Consider the following 17259-nt stretch of genomic DNA (forward strand, 5'->3'; position numbering starts at 1 on the left):
CGAGCAGCAAAAAGAGGACCTAACGGTCCTCTTTTTTGTACCTGTTTTTTCCTTAATATTAAAGGAATAGTATTTTATTTATATGAGAAAATAATGCGGTTACGTGACTTAAAAGCACTTTCACGGTACAATAGTAGCGGATACATTTTATCTAAAGGAGGAAATCTCATGGTAGGAATTGTTTTAGCCAGCCATGGTGGTTTTGCCGATGGAATTGCGCAGTCTGCGCAAATGCTGTTTGGCGAACAGGACAATTTTGCTCATGTCATTTTAAAGCCTGATGAAGGCCCAGATGATATTAGGGGCAAAATGGAAACAGCAATTGCTTCGTTTGAAAATCAGGATGAAGTTTTGCTGATAGTCGATTTATGGGGTGGTACGCCGTTTAATCAAGCAAGCGGTTTACTCGAAAAGCATCCTAAATGGGCAGTAGTAGCAGGTATGAACCTGCCTCTGGTGGTAGAAGCTTTAACACAGCGGATGACTAAGCCAGTTGCTACAGCTCACGAAATTGCAACTGCTGTGGTAGAGCCAGCACGTGATGGTATTAAAATAAAGCCGGCAGAATTAATGCCGAAGTCTTCAACAAAAGTTCAAACTAAGGCACAAACTGCTGGTAAGAAGAAGACCATTCCCGCGGGTACTGTCGTTGGTGATGGTCATATAAAATTTGTTTTGGCACGAATTGATTCTCGTTTATTACATGGTCAGGTTGCTACAGGATGGATACCTTCCATGCACCCAGACAGAGTAATAGTTGTTTCTGACAGTGTAGCAAAAGATGAAATGCGTAAGAGCATGATTCGTGAAGCAGCTCCTGCCGGTGTTAAGGCACATACTGTTCCTTTAAAAAAGATGGTTGAGATTGCAAAAGATCCCCGTTTTGGCAACACACATGCGTTATTATTATTTGAAAATCCTGAAGATGTTTTAAAGGTAATAAAAGCTGGAGTTGACATTAAGACTGTCAATGTTGGATCAATGTCTTATAAAGTTGGCGACGTCAATGCTAACAATGTATTGTCTATGAATCAGGAAGATGTTGATACTTTCCACGAACTTGAAAAAATGGGAGTCAAGTATGATGTGCGCAAAGTTCCAACTGATAAAGAAGGCAATATGGAAGCTATTTTAAATAAAGCTCAAAGTTTGCTTGACGAACAAAATAAATAAGAGAATAGGAGTAAAACATGAACGCTATTCAAATGATTTTAGTTGTCATAGTTGCCTTTCTTGCAGGTATGGAAGGCATCTTGGATCAATGGGAATTTCACCAACCACTGGTCGCTTGTACGTTAATCGGCCTAGTAACCGGTAATCTGGTTTTAGGCGTTACTTTAGGTGGATATTTACAAATGATTGCCTTAGGCTGGGCTAATATTGGTGCCGCTGTTGCGCCTGATGCTGCTTTGGCTTCTGTTGCTTCAGCTATCATTTTAGTTCAAAGTGGTCAAGGAACAAGGGGGATTGGTATGGCTACAGGTATTGCGATGCCTTTAGCTGTTGCCGGACTCTTTTTGACTATGATTGTGCGGACTATTTCTACTGGTATTGTGCACATTATGGATGCAGATGCCAAAAAAGGTAATTGGCGTAAAATTAATATGTGGCAATGGATTGATGTTTGTCTACAAGGGTTGAGAATTGCTATTCCAGCCGCTTTGTTACTAGCTATTCCAGCTTCTACTGTTAAATACTGGCTAGGCTTAATGCCAGCATGGCTCAGTGATGGTATGTCAATCGGTGGTGCCATGGTTGTAGCCGTTGGTTACGCGATGGTTATTAACATGATGGCTAGCCGTGAAGTTTGGCCATTCTTTGCTATCGGCTTTGCCCTGGCGGCTATTAAAGACTTAACTTTGATTGCCTTAGGTGCCATTGGTCTAGCAATGGCTCTTATGTACTTAGCTTTAGAGTCAAAGGGTGGTAATAACGGCAGTTCAAATTCTGATAATGAAGGTACCGGCGATCCACTCGGCGATATCATAGATGACTATTAAAGTGATATTTAAGAGGAGGATTTTACAATGGCTGATAAAAAAATAAAATTAACTAAAGCCGACCGCTTCAAAGTTATGTGGCACTCACAATTTTTGCAGGCTTCTTGGAACTATGAAAGAATGCAGAATGGTGGGTACGCATATTCACTTATTCCTGCTTTGAGAAAACTTTATCCTAAAAAAGACGACATGGCTGCAGCTTTGCAAAGACATCTGGTCTTCTTTAACGTTCACCCTTATCTAGTATCGCCAATTTTAGGTGTTACTTTAGCCTTAGAGGAAGACAAGGCTAACGGTGCTAAGGTTGAAGATGAAGCTATTCAAGGTGTTAAGGTCGGAATGATGGGACCTTTAGCCGGTGTTGGTGACCCTGTATTCTGGTATACCGTGCGGCCAATAGTTGGTGCCTTAGGTGCTTCAATGGCTATTCAGGGCAACATTTTAGGACCAATTTTGTTCTTCGTTATTTGGAATGTAATTAGATTGGCTTTCATGTGGTACACACAAGAATTTGGTTACAAAGCAGGTTCTGCGATTACTAATGATATGTCTGGTGGTCTATTGCAAAAGGTAACTCGTGGAGCTTCCATGATGGGTATGTTTGTTTTAGGCTCCCTGATTGAGCGCTGGGTCAATATTAAGTTCACCCCAATTGTCTCAAAAACACCTGTTCAAAAGGGTGGCTATATTGATTGGAGTTCACTTCCAGCCGGTGCTAAAGGTATTCAACAAGCTTTAATTGATCAGGCAAATGGCTTATCTCTTACTAAGTTTAAAGTAACTACTTTGCAAAACAATTTGGATAGTTTAATTCCCGGTTTAGCCGGGCTACTCTTGACATTCCTTTGCATGTGGCTGCTAAAGAAGAAAGTTTCACCAATTGTGATTATTATTGCCATCTTTATTGTTGGTGTTGTTCTGCACGTTCTGAATGTGCTTTAATTCAAAATGGTTGAATCAAGTAACACTAAAGTTGATTTAACGGCAAATGCGACTTGGTTTCGCGCATTGTCGACATACGGTAAAGTAATGGTCGGAGATAAGGCGTTTGAATTTTATAATGACCGCAATATCTCTGACTATGTCCAGATTCCGTGGCAAGAAGTTACCTATGTGGTGGCGGATGTCTATTTCCACGGTCGTTATATCCCTCGTTTTGAAATTCGCACCCGTGCAAACGGAAAATTCATTTTTACAACACGAAATAATAAAAAGACTTTGCGCGCTATTCGTAATTACGTGCCTGCTAATCGCATGCGGCAAGCATTGGGATTGTGGCAAAAAATCAAAAGAAGAATAATGCATAAATAAAAAGTTCCTAGACAAAAATAATTGTCTAGGAACTTTTTTACTTAATTCTTGCTTTTAATATTTATTTTTTCCACAACACCCAATTCACCAACAATTTCTGTTTCAAAGCTTGCATTGCTATGCCTTCTTTTCTTCATGCCAAATTTTAGACAGGGTTGACAAGACTATAAAGATTAACAGTGCTGAAATCATAGAAATCCTGTTTTCAGGTAAGATTAACAACAATATGATCATTAAAATAAAAAAGATTAGTGTTATGTAGTCCAAAAAAGGAAAACCGGGCATCTTGAAATCAGTTAATTCTTGCACAGGTGTTTTTTTCCTATATGCAATATGCGTTAAAAGCATCAGGCACCAAATAATTAAAAACATACTGGTAGAAGTAGAAGAAATAAAATTAAACGCCTCATTGCCGATGACGATGATGACAAAAGGTGCTAACGCCATTAGGCAAGCTGATAAGGTCAGCGCATTTTGTGGTAATTGTCTTCTTAAATGACCAAATGTCTGGTTAAATTTACCCTTACCGTTAAAAGTAACTGAAAATAACAACCGGCCTGCACTATACAGAATACTATTAGTTGAAGAAACTGCAGCAGAAATGACCACAAAATTAATAATTGAACCGGCATTGCGGATGCCAGTTGCCGCTAGAGTCTGTACAAACGGACTGGAATTTGTAGCCACCTTATCCCACGGAATAACTACTAAAATTGCAATGATAGCCAGTACATAGAATAAAATTATTCGTAGTGGGACTTGATTAATAGCCTTTCTAATCGTTACCTTGGGGTTTTGTGCCTCTGCGGCAGTTAAACCTACTAGTTCAACGCCAACAAAGCTAAAGATGACCATTTGGAAGCCGGAGAAGAAACCGGTGCTTCCTTTAGCAAAAAAGCCACCATGCGCAGACAAGTTAGCTAGAGTAACGGGACCAAAAGAGGTTTTGCCACCAGTTATTAATAAATAGGCTACTAAAATCACAAAGGCAATAACCGTCACAATTTTGATTATGGCAAAACTAAATTCCAAGTTGCCAAAAAGACGGGCAGAAAGCAAATTGATAAATAGCAAAACAGCGATGGTAATTAAACCAGGCACCCAGGTAGGTAAATGCGGGAACCAATATTGAAAGTAAATCCCTAGAGCTGTCATTTCCGCCATGCCTAACGTAACCCAACTAATCCAGTAAAGATAACCTGAAATAAAACCAGTGTTTTTACCTAAGTACTTTTCAATAAAATCAATATAGGTGTGTTTAGATAAATCAGAAACTATCAGCTCTCCCAAAGCCCGCATTAGTAGAAATAAGAAAATACCGACCACGACATAAATCAGAATGACGCTGGGACCGGCTCGTCTAATGCTGTTACCTACACCTAGAAATAAACCAGTACCAATTGTCCCACCTAGGGCAATTAATTGAATATGCGCGTTAGTCAAGGTTCGTTCGTAACCAGAACCGTTATTTTCCTCTTCTTCGCTCATTAAATCACTCCAATTTCTTAAAAAAATGTTACATTATTAAATTATAGCATTATACAAAAGTATATGTTTTTAACTAATTAAAAAAATTAGCAGATTGTAATTTTTGTTATGCTAAAAAGGGCTACATTTAAGCTTAAATTGTAGTATGATATACTTTATTAAAATTTAATTAAGGAGAACGATGTAATGTTTACCATTAGTCAATTTACTATTAACAACATGACGATTAGTTTAGTTTTACCCGAAATTAGACATGCAGAGGCTTTATATGAAAATATCGCCCATGATCGTAAAGAACTGGCACACTTCCTACCCTGGGCAGATAATATGACAAGCGTCAATGATGAGGTTGATTTTATCAAGGCAATGCGTGTCGATACGGCGCGTTATGAAAAGTTGGCTCTAGTTGTTCTAGTTGATGGTGAACCAGCAGGAATGGTAGATTTGCATAATATCAAACTCAAAAATGAAAGCGGCGAAATTGGTTATTGGCTGGGGCAAAAATATCAGGGACAGGGAATTATGACTCAAGCTGTTAAAAAGCTAGTGGAAGTTTCGTTTAACCAGTTGGGCCTACATAGCATTAAATTACTGGCAGATACTAATAACCAGCCTAGTAGAGCCATTGCTGAAAGACTGCACTTTGAACATGTGGCCAGGCTTAAAGATGAAGTTAAATATCACGGTCAGTTTTGTGATATGGAATTATACATCACATTTAACCCTAAAAATTAGTCAAAAAAATTGCTGGTAAATTTTACCAGCAATTTTATTATTTGTCTGCGTATCCTTGGGGATGACTTTGGTGCCATTTCCATGCACTTGTCATCATATCCTCAGCGTTCTCATGTTGTGGCTGCCAGTCTAAAATAGTTCTGGCTTTAGCTGAATCGGCAACTAGACTGTCAGGGTCACCTGCACGGCGTGGACCCATCGTATATGGAATTTCAACATTAGTAACTTTACGAGCTGCTTGTAATATTTCCAAGTTGGAGTAGCCGTGAGCAGTTCCGAGGTTGAACACATCGGACTTGTTAGTTTTAACTAAGTATTTTAGTGCCAGTACATGTGCATCAATGAGATCTTCTACTTGAACGTAATCTCTAACATTAGTACCATCTTTAGTGTTGTAATCATTCCCAAAAATAGTAAATTTACCGTCACCGGTCAGAGCACTTTTTAAAATATTAGGAATTAAATGCGTTTCGGGGGCATGATCTTCTCCGATTAAACCGTCACTTGCGGCACCGGCAACGTTGAAGTAACGTAGAGCAATTGATTTGATGCCATCCGCTTTATCTGCCCAATGCATGATTTTTTCCATCATTACTTTGGTTTCGCCATAAGGACTGATCGGATTAAGCGGTGAATCTTCAGTAATTGGCAATTTCTTAGGGATGCCGTAAGTTGCCGCACTTGAAGAAAAGACGAGGTAATTGACACCGGCATCTTTCATTGCTTCTAGGAGTGCAATCATACCTGAAACATTATTGTCATAGTATTTCAGTGGATTTTGTACAGATTCAGGCACTAGAGAATAAGCGGCGAAATGCATTACTGCTTCAACTTTCTCTTTACGCAATATTTGGCTAACTAAAAACTTGTTCTCAATGTCGCCTTGATAAAATTTAGCTTTTGGATTGACTGCTTTTCTGTGACCTGTATACAAAGCATCAAAGACAACAACATCATTTTTTTGCTCAATTAGTTTCTTAACAGCTATTGAACCAATATAACCGGCACCGCCGATAACTAAAATACGCATAAATTCCTCCATTTATTATATGGTAATGATCTTCTGTCTAAATTTTAGCACAGTCTGTTAATTTAAAAGACAATTATTGACAGTAAAATCAATTTGCAATACAGTTACTTTTAGTAAGATAGTTAGAAAGAAGTATCAAAATGATTCATAATTCCACAATTAACCAACAAATTAATCATCGCTCTATCAGAAAATTTAAAGATCAAACACTAACTGCAGAACAATTAAATACTTTGTACACCGTTTTTCAACATACAGCAACGAGCATGTTTATGCAAAATGCTACAATGCTTCATATTACTGATGAAGGTAAAAGGGCAAAAACCAGAGAATTGTGCGGTCAAAAATATGTTGGTGCTGAAGGAGATTTGTTTATCTTTGTAGTTGATTTATACCGCAACCAACAAATTCGCCGCCAATTAGGTAAAGATGACGGACGTGTTCATACCACGGATATTTTCTTTCAGGGGATGGATGATACATTACTTGCTTGGCAAAATGTGGCTAATGCTGTTGAAAGTATGAATCTTGGTTATGTGCCACTCGGCACCATTAATGATCATCCGATAAAAATGTTAGAGGTATTAGACTTGCCTAAGCTGACATTTCCGGCTCTAGGAATGCAAGTGGGTATTCCTGATCAAGAACCGCAATTAAAGCCGCGCTTGCCACTAGCCTTTACTACTTTTGAAAATGAGTATCCGCGTGATTTTAAAGTGGCAGACTTGAAAGAATATGACCAAGTCGTTACCACTTACTATGACTTGCGGGATGCTAATAGACGTATTGATTCTTTCACTAATCAAATAACTGGTGACAAGTTAAACGATAAGAGAATTGATCGTGACGAGTTGCCAGAATTACTGCACAAACAAGAGCTTTGCCTAGATTGGAAATAAAATAAAAGTCGCGCATTCGATTGCACGACTTTTTTTGTTTTGGTATAATTTAAACGTTGTGAAAATTGCTGATTTAGCTCAGTTGGTAGAGCGTTTCCCTCGTAAAGAAAAGGTCGCCAGTTCGATTCTGGCAATCAGCATTCAGAAGAATAAAATTGTTAAAATAACCTTGAAATATCAGTATTTTCTGTTGATAAGTTAAGGTTATTTTTGTTTATTAAAGATAATTATGCACACGATACGGAACACATTTTTAGCTGTGTTCCGTGCAAAAACTTTTAGGTAGGCTTTTAGGTTGATATAACGGGATTTAGAGCTACTTTTTTTGCATGCAATGACAAAATTTTTCTTTTTTGGGTTTACATTAAAATGTTTATGATTTATTTTATATATAATAGTAAATATAAAATAAAATTACTATTATTTTATTGTACGTTTGAACTCTGATTTCTTTTTCAGAAGGAAGTACATTTATTATGAAATATGCTAATCTGTTTAGGAAATTTGCAGTTACTGGAACATTTAATAAAATACGATATATTATTTCAGCTGATCTTGATAATAATAAAAAATATCTAATTCCAGCCGAATATTGTAATAAACTATACGGATTAAATTAAAGAAAATCATGCACCAGTCTATTTATATCAAGATTACCTTGAAAATTCATGGTGTGGATATAATGATTATCATCATGACTATGTCGACTTTACCAAAGAGAATAACGTATATAGTGGTAATAACAAGCGAAAAGTTTCAATAAAAGTAACTTTAAACAGAGTTGACAAAAATACTGGTAAGAATCGAGGATTCTGGATCAGTAAAACTCCAATAAATTTAGAGTTGAAGGCACAGATACCTATGAAACTATTATCCATTGTATATTTATGATCGAAGTGGTCAGTTGATCATAAGTTATATTAAAACTGAAGATCTAAGTCAATTCAAACGGGCAACAGTTAGTAATGTTAATTTTCAGACGGTAAATTTAACAATCTAGTATTCACATTTAAGTTCTAACTTAGATTGTAGTACAGGGAATATTATATTTAACTTGAGGTGAAAAAAATGAGTGAATCGGAAGAGAATAAAAAATTAAAAGAAAAATATTCTAAAGACAATTATTTTGCAATAATATATCTTAAAGGTGGTTGCAGTAATGGGAATACTAAAATAAGTTCAAGAGATACATCAGCTTGGATGTATTATATTGAATTTCCTTCTTCTAGGAAAAATATTCAAGTAAACGATAAGAGTCATGCAAACTATGTTTTAGAAGCTACAACAATGAAATCACAAAATAGGATGACTCTAGAAGTTATGAAAGAAGCAATGAAAGAAGCAATTAACTTAGGAATAAATAAAAATAAATTACTTTTTGTTACAGATTATAATGATTTGGCTAAAGGTATTAACAGCTGGAGTAAAAAGTGGCTGATAAATGGATTTAGAAATTCAAAAGGTAATTTTATTGTTGATAAAGATTTATGGAAGAATCTTATTGATACATATGATCAAAATTTCCCTAATAGTGAAGTATTGTTTTTAGTTAAGGGAAAAAATACAGATTTGCCTCAATTTAAATCAGGGATGCAGATTGTGACAGATTTTGTAAATAGTAGAACTGAGTTTAACAAATAAAATCAGGATCTTAAATACTTAATAAATATTTTTAAAGCATTAATAGTATTCGTCAATCGTAAAACTGGTTAACTGAATTTTCTGACCGATACAAAGGCTTTCGGTCGTTAAGATATTCTGATTACCAAATTAATGATTTATCTTTGCAAACGATAAGTCATTATGTCGATAGCGTTATATAATTATGCGATTATCAAAGTTTCAATACTAGTTACTGACCAAGAAGATGATGGCCAGAGAACTAACTTTATACTTTAAATAAGACGGTTAGATTTATCTAATCGTTTTTTTAATAAAAGTATTAGTAATCTAAGACAAATTAATCAATTTTTGTGTAGAAAAATGCTTTGTAATATGAATTAAATAAAACTATAAATTATTGATTGCTATATTTATGAAAAGTTGGAGCTATTTTGGCTTATGCAGTTTACAGTCTATATGCTCAATTACTATATCTATAATTTATAGAGTATGGAAAGCAGCTGAAGCGAAATTATTTATTCTTATGGCAATGTTCAATTTTATCGTTAAAAATCAATATGGTAACTTGTTACAAGTATGAAAGTAATGATATATTAAACTTGTTGTTTTGTCTGTTGAACTAATTTTAAAGAAAAAGAATTTATTATGGAAATTAAATTAAATAGAAAATTTATTAAACTTTGCGTTGCAGCTTTAGCTTTAATTACTACCACTGGTACTTTATCACCAACTACTATTAACAATGTAACTTGTGTTTCAGCTAAAGCTAAAAAACATCACAAGAAAGTAAAGAAAACATACGTCATTGCTAAATACTACGATGAATTTAAACCCGGTTACAGCTACACCTACAACAAAAAGAAAGGTGTTTTCATCGGCCACAAAATGAAGAAACGTCATTCTTCAACCACTGACTCTGATGAGCCTAAAGTTGAACAAGCCACTAGCACTTATGATGTACCTAAAGTAAAGGAATTTACTAAAAAAATAGAAAATGAATACAACATTTATGATGAACGTTGGGCAAAAAACACAATAACTTACCATATTGAACAGGTAAACAATGAACAAAAACAAATTATTGAGGAAGCTATCGCCCAAATAAACAATATAAACATAATTAAACTAGAAGAAACAAATAAAAAACCAGATATTACTATAAGTATTTTAAGAAAAAATGGAACAAGATTAGGACAATCTATAATTGAAACATCAGGTGATCACTATAAAAATTTAGATTTATTGGAAAGTGCAAAAGTAGAACTTTTTAATGACACAATAACAGAATATGCTAACGGTAACTATGCTCTAGAACTAAACCAAGTAGTCTTACATGAAATTGGACACTCTTTAGGTCTTAATCATAATAACAATGACAAAACAAAAATAATGTACCCCGTAGCATACATAGATCAAATGACAAAACTCGATTCAACTCATGTTGCAATTGACCAAGATTACATCAACGGTTTAGCCATTCTTTACCAAAACTAATTCTTGTATCATTAAATAAGCCATATCAATAATTATCATTGATATGGCTTATTTACTTTCTAATTTAACAAATTACATTCAGTAAGTTTTATTTCGAGAAATTAAATTTTTACTACTTAAAAATTATTAATGATAAAACCTATTATTCCCATAAAAGCACTTAAAGCCAAGGCTGAAAAAGTCACAACTTAGTTTTGTAATAAGAGATTTTATTTTTCTGGAGAATTAATGATTTTTATACACTGCCTAAAAACTTCTATATTATCAATTATAATTAAATATAATTCCTCTTTGGTGCGAGTCAAATTTTCAAATAGAGTTTTTACAGAAGGATAATAGGTATTAGCACTAGTTAAATCTCCAGTCTGTTGATTATATTTAAAATTTGACCCAATAAAAGTAGCAACCTTGTCAAATTCTTGCCCAATTACATCATGTGAGCTATATTCCGAGATTTCTTCAAAATCTTTGTAATATTCTTCTTGATTATATCCTGGTGTCAAATTAATAACTGTCCAATTTTTTTCTATTAATTGCGATGCAAATTGTTTTGCCTTATTTTTGTCTTGAAAAAATTCAACATGAATATGATTGAATGTGATACCTTTTTTTATATCTTGATTAGCCTTACTTAGTTTATATAGGTGTTTTATGAAAAATGCTATTTCTTCATTATTCCTAATTTTTTCACTTAGCTTTAAACAAGAAATATTATGTTCTTTAAGTAATTTGTCTAGATCAACTGGATTTATTTCTGGATCTTCTTTTTGGTTTAACCACTGTTTTGGATCTCCAGATATAATAATTTGACCTCGAAATTCAAAAATTTTATCTACCGTTGTTAATTCATGCATTCTTTGGAATTCATCTACAATAAGAACATCATAATTAGAAAAATCATCTTGTGTGTAATTATTGATTTCTTTTATAGGAACTATTGTAAAACCAGACATATTTAATTTATTTTCTTGGGCTGTATTTAAATTTGCACAGTGAATAATTAAAACTCGTTTTTTTTCTTTAGTTAGATAAGTTTTAGCTATATCGTACGCCAAAAGGGTTTTTCCAGTACCAGCTTGTCCTTTTATAAAATAATTTTTTTCATAATTATCAAGTATGGTTTTTTTGAAATCTCTTTGTTGATTTGTTAAAAAATATTCAGAATTCAAAAATTTATCAGTATTATTAAACGGAGATACTAAGAATTTGTTTGCCGTGCATATATTTGAAAGATTAACTTTTTCCGAATTATTAGATAAATCACGGATTAAGGAATTCCAGTCATTCTTCGTTAACACATACACATTATTTGAGTTTTTAATCAAATGGTATAAACAATTATTTTCGCTCATATAAGTATATAAGTGAATTTCTTTGGCTTCGTAATTAAATCCCTTGAGGTAATACAAGTTTTGAACAAGTTGCTTTTCAATTTCTATTTCGGTTTTATTTTTTGATTTAAGTTCTATATTAAGTATCAAGTCTTTTGAAAACCTAAGTAAATCGAATTCTTTTGAAATTTGTGGGATTTTAAATCCCAGACAGAAACCATCTGTATTTACTTCTTGAGAGTGTTCATTTAGTTGCTTAACTAAATTTGAAATATCATTAAGTTCTTGCGATCTAAATGCTGTATCTAAATATTTATAATATTCATTAGTCGTTTCAAAACTATTTACTGTCCTAATATTATCAAGGGTCATCAAATCAAAAAATCTCATATTATATAAATTCCATTCTATAACTATTTTAAACCAAAAAAGTTTAACTATTTCATATTCAAATCACCATTTATTATATAACTATATATTTTATTGTAAATATGATGACTTAAAAATCTATTAAGTTAACCCTTAGATAGAAAGAACATTATTTTAAAATCTATCAGTAGTTTCTACCTTTATTAAAAAATTAAATAGTAGAAAACAAAAATAAGCAATTAGCATAAATGTATATATATGATAAAATTTATGTTTTAAATAATGTGAAGTAACTAAATAATAAAATTTATGCAACGAAAACAAAATTTTTCAGAAAAAGTTTTTCAATTTGATGAGGAACTAAGTAATGTAGAGATTAATTTACCTGAACCATATAAAATAATTAATCCTTATAGTGGCAGAAATAAAAAACAAGTTTTACAGATGGTTCAAATTTTCTATCAAAAATATTTCAATGATACTAACAAGCGGCACTTAATATTAGGCAGTTCTCCGGCGAGAAGAGGATCGGCAATAACAGGGGTTCCCTTTGAAGATGCTTCCAATCTTCAAAAAGAAACAGGAATCTCAATAGCAAATTTTCATGTTAATAATGCAGCTTCTAATTTTTTAAATGAAGTCATAGATAAATATGGTGGAGGGAACAAATTTTATCATGATTTTTACCTCAATTTTGTTTGTCCCGTAGGCATTTGCAAGACCAGTTCCAAAGGTAACCAAGTAAACTGCAACTATTATGAAAACAAACAAGTTGAAGAAATGGTAACTCCTCTTATAATTTCTGCGCTTAAAACGCAAATTAATTTTGGAATTGATACTTCCGTTTGTTACTGCATAGGCAGTGGTCAAAATTATCAAGAACTAAGCAAGATTAATAAAAAGTGGCGCTTTTTTCAAAAAATAGTTCCACTTGAACATCCGCGTTTTATTACACAATATCATCCTGAAGATAAAGAAAAATATTTGCATAAATATTTGAATGCTCTGATGTATAGATATTAAGCATTAGTTTGAAAAATAAGTGAGGTCAGCGATTTATGTCCGATGTAATTCTTAAAAAAGCAAGAAAAATTTATCAAATGTACCAAAATGGCGATTTAGGTGATACTACTTTACCTGAAGATAGCAACCCGCACTTAGATCCAAGTACTAATGAAAATGCGCTCTATTTCACGGTGCCAATGGCTTTAAATTATCAGAGAAATTCCTATACTTTGTGGGAAAGTGCCTTGAAGACATATGAAGATCCCGAAACTAGTTTTGTTTTTATACCGGCAAAAGTTATTACTGCTGGGTATGAATCAGTACAAAAAGCTTTGACTAAGTATCGGCTTGCTTTGCAAAAGAACAAGCAAACAGATATTTGGCTTAAATTATGTCAGACATTTACAGAGCTTTCTGACGGTAATATTATCAAATTCATTAACAATTTGGATAATGATGTGAATAAAATAAGGCATTTCATGCAGAAAGATGCCAAGAAAAAGTTTCCATACTTGTCTGGTAATAAGCTTTGTAACTATTGGCTGTATGTTCTCAGTAAATACACTGCTATTCCTTTGAAAAACACTAATAATATTTATATTGCTGCAGACAGGCATGTAATCAGAGCAAGTTATAAATTAGGCTTAATTACTAAAGAACAAATGGAAAGTTCTAAAGTGCAAACCTATGTGATTAGTGCTTGGGCAAAAGAACTGCAGGGAACAGAATTTGTGCCAACCGACTTGCAAAATCCATTGTGGTTGTGGAGTAGGAGTAATTTTAAAGATTTGGATTCTTACAATTGAGAATAAATACGATTGCATAAAAGATCTACAACTAAAATTACTAAAACAAAAACCTTTCAAAACAATTCTTAACGAATTTATATTTGAAAGGTTTTATTTTGCAACTAACTTTATATAGATTAAAGACGTTTACGCATAGTACTCAATGATTGCTTTCAACGTTTTCGCAGCTTCAGGATTGCCAGTGGCTGCTTCATAGTATTTGCTAAAACGTGGATCACACACATACATTTGGGAAAGTTTCTTATGTGCTTCTCCCGAATACTGACCTTTAGGCCATATTGTCAATAAATATTCTTTATGTAGGTCAAAAAGATGTTTGCCAGCAGCTTGTTTGATATCAGCAGTCTTATTAAAGTTCTTTAATTCAGTTAAAATTTCAGCGGTCAATTTTTTGAAATGTGCTAATTCATTTTCAGATAAAGAGCTAAATTTTTGATTACTAAGATCTATTTGAGCATCACCATATTTCTCCCTGATTTCCGTACCGTATTGTTTTTCATTTTTGCTAATCATTTCTTTTTTTAATGTGGCAAATTTTTCCGTGTCAGTCATTTGTGTTTCTCCCTTCATTGTTGCAAGTGTCTTGTCTAAATTCTTAATCAAATCACCCAGATATTGCTGCTGCGCAACTAATTTGCTGCGCTGATTTCGTAAAACTTGATATTGAGTTTCCGGTGAAGTCTGCATTACCTGTTTTATTTGTTCCAGTGGCAAGTCAAATAGCTTTAAAAATAGAATTTTCTGCAATTGATCAACTTCGCTTTCCTCATAATAGCGATAATTATTTTCGGGATTCCTGCGCGCTTTTAAAAGTCCCTGTTTATCGTAATAGCGTAAAGTTCGTGCTGAAATGCCAGCTAGTTTTGCTAGTTCATTGATAGAATACGACATGTTTAAAATCTCCTCACTTGCAAAATTAAGTATATTGGCTGACGCAGCGTCAAGGTCAAGCACGGAAAATGATTTTTGAAAATAAAAAAGCCAGTAACTCAATCAAGATTACTGGTTTTTGATTATGATATTTAATTTACAACGTTTAATTTTTCACCTTTTAGAAATGCCTGCAGATTTTCAACGACAATACCCAGTAAACGATTGCGAGTTTCGCGCGGTGCCCAAGCAATATGAGGGGTAATGTAACAGTTCTTAGCAGAAAGAAGTGGACTGTCAGCAGGAATGGGCTCTTTTTGGGCAACATCAATCCCCGCTGCAGCGATCTTGTCTTCATTTAAAGCGTCTGCGACATCTTTTTCATTAATTAAACCGCCACGAGCAGTATTAATTAAAATGACGTCGTCCATCATTTGAGCAATTGCCCCTTGATTAATCATTTCCGTAGTTTCTGGAGTTTGTGGCACGTGTAAACTGATGATATCTGCTTTTTGATAAAGTTCGTCAAGTTCAACCTGCTTAACGTAATCCGGTAAATCTGATTTTGGCCGATGGTTCCAAAAAATTATATTCATAGAAAAAGCATGACCGATTTCTGCCACTTTTTTAGCTATGTTGCCAAAGCCAATTAATCCTAAAGTTTTACCGTTTAGTTCCATTAACGGTTTTGCCCAAAAAGTAAAATCAGGGTTGCTGCTCCAGCGACCTTCATGGACTAATTTGTTATGTAAGCCAACTTGGCTGGTAATTTCAAGTAGCAATGCAAAAGTAAATTGCGCAACGGCATTGGTACCATAAGTAGGGATGTTAGTTACAGGAATGCCAGCTTCACGAGCTGCAGTGGTGTCTACAATGTTATAACCAGTAGCAGTCACACCAATATATTTGATGTTGGGCGCAGTCTTAAGGACTTTTTCGTCAAGGGGCGTTTTGTTAGTCAAAACAATTTCAGCATCCCCAATCCGCTTTAAAATTTCATCATCGTCGTCCACTGGAGTACGGTCATAAAATTTGCATTCACCTAATTTTTCAAGCGCTGACCAATCTAAATCACCAGGATTTAGAGCATAACTATCTAAATTAACAATTTTCATATCTTTACCTCATACATATCTACAAATCTTCTTTTAATTTCTAGTTTACTACATATACGTCTGAATAATTCGAAAACCTTAAATTGTATTAATGTAGTAATTGCAATCTTATTTGACAGTATTTATAAATAATTTTAAACTTAACGAGTATTCTGCTTTTTTAGTAATATTTAAAAATTATTAACTAGGTTGAAATAAAAAAGTGTTAATGAGCTATTTCTAGATTTTCAAGCTAAGATCATGTTTTTAAATAGTGGTATAAATAAATTAGTAAATAAATATAGAAGTTAGTAGATTTATGAAGGAGTTATCTATGAAAAAATGTCCTCAGTGTGGCGCCATGATGGAAAAAGATGTTAATTTTTGTACGTCATGTGGTTATGATTTACGCAATGTTGATGTTCAAAAAGAAAAAACAGTGTCTGCTGCTAATGTAGTGCAAAATACTGCAAAAATGGGACCCCAACAGACTGAACCAGAAGTTCAAGATGTCAATACACCGAACAAAACGGAAGGACAATTTCAAAATTACTGGCAATGGTGTGTTGATTCTTGGCGTAATCCGGGGACTAGCAATCCCAATGTAGCCAGTTGGTATGGTTGGCTAACGATTTTAATTAAAGACGCTCTCGTCGTTTTGGGTCTGTATTTTTGTGCCAACACTATTATTAATACGTTAATTGATTGGGCTAATCATAGAGGCAGTGACATTAGCGGCTGGGAAAATTTTCATGTCCCGTTTAACATTATGCTTGAAATATTTGTGGTTGTAGTCATTTTTGAAGCAGTGGTAATTGGTGGCTTTTATGCTGGCTACAGATATATTTATGACAGAAAGATCAGCTTTTTAGAGTTTGTTAACCGAAGTGCCCATGCTTGCAATTTAAACCTAATTCTGGCTGCAGCATTCTTTTTATTGATGATTCTGGGACTTAACAGTATAAAATTTGTCGTTGTTATATTTTTGGTTATGCTAGGCTTATTTATCGCAAGTCAACACGTTATTTTGTTTGGTGATGATGGAGCGGTTCGCGATAAAATTTATGGGTTTTTAATTGCGTTTGCTATTATATTTTTATGTTTGATGATCTTAGATTCAATTATTTATAGCTCTATGATTCATTCAATCATTAACCAAATAATGGCAACGCAAAATGGATCAATGTAGATAGTGTGAATA

16 protein-coding genes and 1 tRNA gene are annotated in these 17259 nt (G+C 33.8%); 12 read left to right on the forward strand and 5 right to left on the reverse strand.

Annotated features, from left to right (window positions below):
- Window positions 1-168: 168 nt before the first annotated feature.
- From JF73_RS01800 to JF73_RS01815, 4 genes are read left to right on the forward strand one after another with little or no spacing between them, the layout of a single operon-like run.
- Window positions 169-1173, forward strand: coding sequence for a mannose/fructose/sorbose PTS transporter subunit IIA (locus JF73_RS01800; RefSeq protein WP_046326752.1), 1005 nt, complete (start codon window positions 169-171; stop codon window positions 1171-1173).
- A 17-nt stretch (window positions 1174-1190) separates the two neighbouring features.
- Entirely contained in the window at window positions 1191-2000 is an 810-nt protein-coding gene (locus JF73_RS01805; RefSeq protein ID WP_046326753.1) for a PTS mannose/fructose/sorbose transporter subunit IIC, read from the forward strand.
- A 27-nt stretch (window positions 2001-2027) separates the two neighbouring features.
- Window positions 2028-2942 carry a PTS system mannose/fructose/sorbose family transporter subunit IID gene (locus JF73_RS01810; RefSeq protein ID WP_046326754.1) on the forward strand — a complete coding sequence of 305 codons (915 nt, stop codon included), beginning with the start codon at window positions 2028-2030 and terminating at the stop codon, window positions 2940-2942.
- 6 nt (window positions 2943-2948) lie between these two features.
- Complete coding sequence (locus tag JF73_RS01815; protein WP_046326755.1) at window positions 2949-3311, forward strand: DUF956 family protein; 363 nt, start codon at window positions 2949-2951, stop codon at window positions 3309-3311.
- A gap of 117 nt (window positions 3312-3428) precedes the next feature.
- On the opposite strand, the gene JF73_RS01820 is transcribed toward JF73_RS01815, so the two are convergent.
- A complete protein-coding gene (locus JF73_RS01820; RefSeq protein ID WP_046326756.1) occupies window positions 3429-4799 on the reverse strand; it encodes an amino acid permease in 1371 nt (456 codons plus the stop codon).
- 186 nt (window positions 4800-4985) lie between these two features.
- Here JF73_RS01820 and JF73_RS01825 point away from each other — a divergent pair, with 186 nt between their 5' ends.
- On the forward strand, window positions 4986-5534 hold the full coding sequence (locus JF73_RS01825; protein ID WP_046326757.1) for a GNAT family N-acetyltransferase: 549 nt from the start codon (window positions 4986-4988) through the stop codon (window positions 5532-5534).
- 37 nt (window positions 5535-5571) lie between these two features.
- Here JF73_RS01825 and galE read toward each other — a convergent pair whose 3' ends face one another.
- Window positions 5572-6564 (reverse strand): UDP-glucose 4-epimerase GalE, encoded by a 993-nt coding sequence (galE, locus tag JF73_RS01830; protein WP_046326758.1) that lies wholly within the window; start codon window positions 6562-6564, stop codon window positions 5572-5574.
- 140 nt (window positions 6565-6704) lie between these two features.
- Here galE and JF73_RS01835 point away from each other — a divergent pair, with 140 nt between their 5' ends.
- The 4 genes from JF73_RS01835 to JF73_RS01850 all read left to right on the forward strand — a co-directional run bounded on the left by JF73_RS01835 (window position 6705) and on the right by JF73_RS01850 (window position 10580).
- Entirely contained in the window at window positions 6705-7463 is a 759-nt protein-coding gene (locus JF73_RS01835) for an NADPH-dependent oxidoreductase (RefSeq protein ID WP_046326759.1), read from the forward strand.
- Between the two features lie 67 nt (window positions 7464-7530).
- A tRNA-Thr gene (locus JF73_RS01840) sits at window positions 7531-7603 on the forward strand.
- 928 nt (window positions 7604-8531) lie between these two features.
- The gene (locus JF73_RS01845; RefSeq protein WP_046326760.1) at window positions 8532-9104 is read left to right on the forward strand and encodes a ribonuclease H family protein; all 573 of its coding nucleotides are present in this window, start codon (window positions 8532-8534) and stop codon (window positions 9102-9104) included.
- 627 nt (window positions 9105-9731) lie between these two features.
- Window positions 9732-10580, forward strand: a complete 849-nt coding sequence (locus JF73_RS01850; protein ID WP_046326761.1) for a matrixin family metalloprotease — start codon at window positions 9732-9734, stop codon at window positions 10578-10580.
- A 209-nt stretch (window positions 10581-10789) separates the two neighbouring features.
- On the opposite strand, the gene JF73_RS01855 is transcribed toward JF73_RS01850, so the two are convergent.
- Window positions 10790-12301, reverse strand: coding sequence for a DNA/RNA helicase domain-containing protein (locus tag JF73_RS01855; RefSeq protein WP_046326762.1), 1512 nt, complete (start codon window positions 12299-12301; stop codon window positions 10790-10792).
- Window positions 12302-12589: 288 nt separating this feature from the next.
- Here JF73_RS01855 and JF73_RS01860 point away from each other — a divergent pair, with 288 nt between their 5' ends.
- Both JF73_RS01860 and JF73_RS01865 read left to right on the forward strand, forming a co-directional pair.
- Window positions 12590-13303, forward strand: a complete 714-nt coding sequence (locus tag JF73_RS01860) for a uracil-DNA glycosylase family protein (RefSeq protein WP_046326763.1) — start codon at window positions 12590-12592, stop codon at window positions 13301-13303.
- A gap of 35 nt (window positions 13304-13338) precedes the next feature.
- Window positions 13339-14091 (forward strand): hypothetical protein, encoded by a 753-nt coding sequence (locus JF73_RS01865; protein WP_046326764.1) that lies wholly within the window; start codon window positions 13339-13341, stop codon window positions 14089-14091.
- Between the two features lie 129 nt (window positions 14092-14220).
- Here the strand turns inward: JF73_RS01865 and JF73_RS01870 are convergent, their stop codons facing one another.
- Window positions 14221-14985 carry a MerR family transcriptional regulator gene (locus JF73_RS01870; protein WP_046326765.1) on the reverse strand — a complete coding sequence of 255 codons (765 nt, stop codon included), beginning with the start codon at window positions 14983-14985 and terminating at the stop codon, window positions 14221-14223.
- 131 nt (window positions 14986-15116) lie between these two features.
- Window positions 15117-16079 (reverse strand): D-2-hydroxyacid dehydrogenase, encoded by a 963-nt coding sequence (locus tag JF73_RS01875; RefSeq protein ID WP_046326766.1) that lies wholly within the window; start codon window positions 16077-16079, stop codon window positions 15117-15119.
- Window positions 16080-16392: 313 nt separating this feature from the next.
- Here JF73_RS01875 and JF73_RS01880 point away from each other — a divergent pair, with 313 nt between their 5' ends.
- Window positions 16393-17247: a zinc ribbon domain-containing protein gene (locus JF73_RS01880; RefSeq protein WP_046326767.1), complete on the forward strand. Its 855-nt coding sequence runs from the start codon at window positions 16393-16395 to the stop codon at window positions 17245-17247.
- Window positions 17248-17259: the final 12 nt, after the last annotated feature.

This window comes from Lactobacillus helsingborgensis (assembly GCF_000970855.1).
Classification (GTDB): domain Bacteria; phylum Bacillota; class Bacilli; order Lactobacillales; family Lactobacillaceae; genus Lactobacillus; species Lactobacillus helsingborgensis.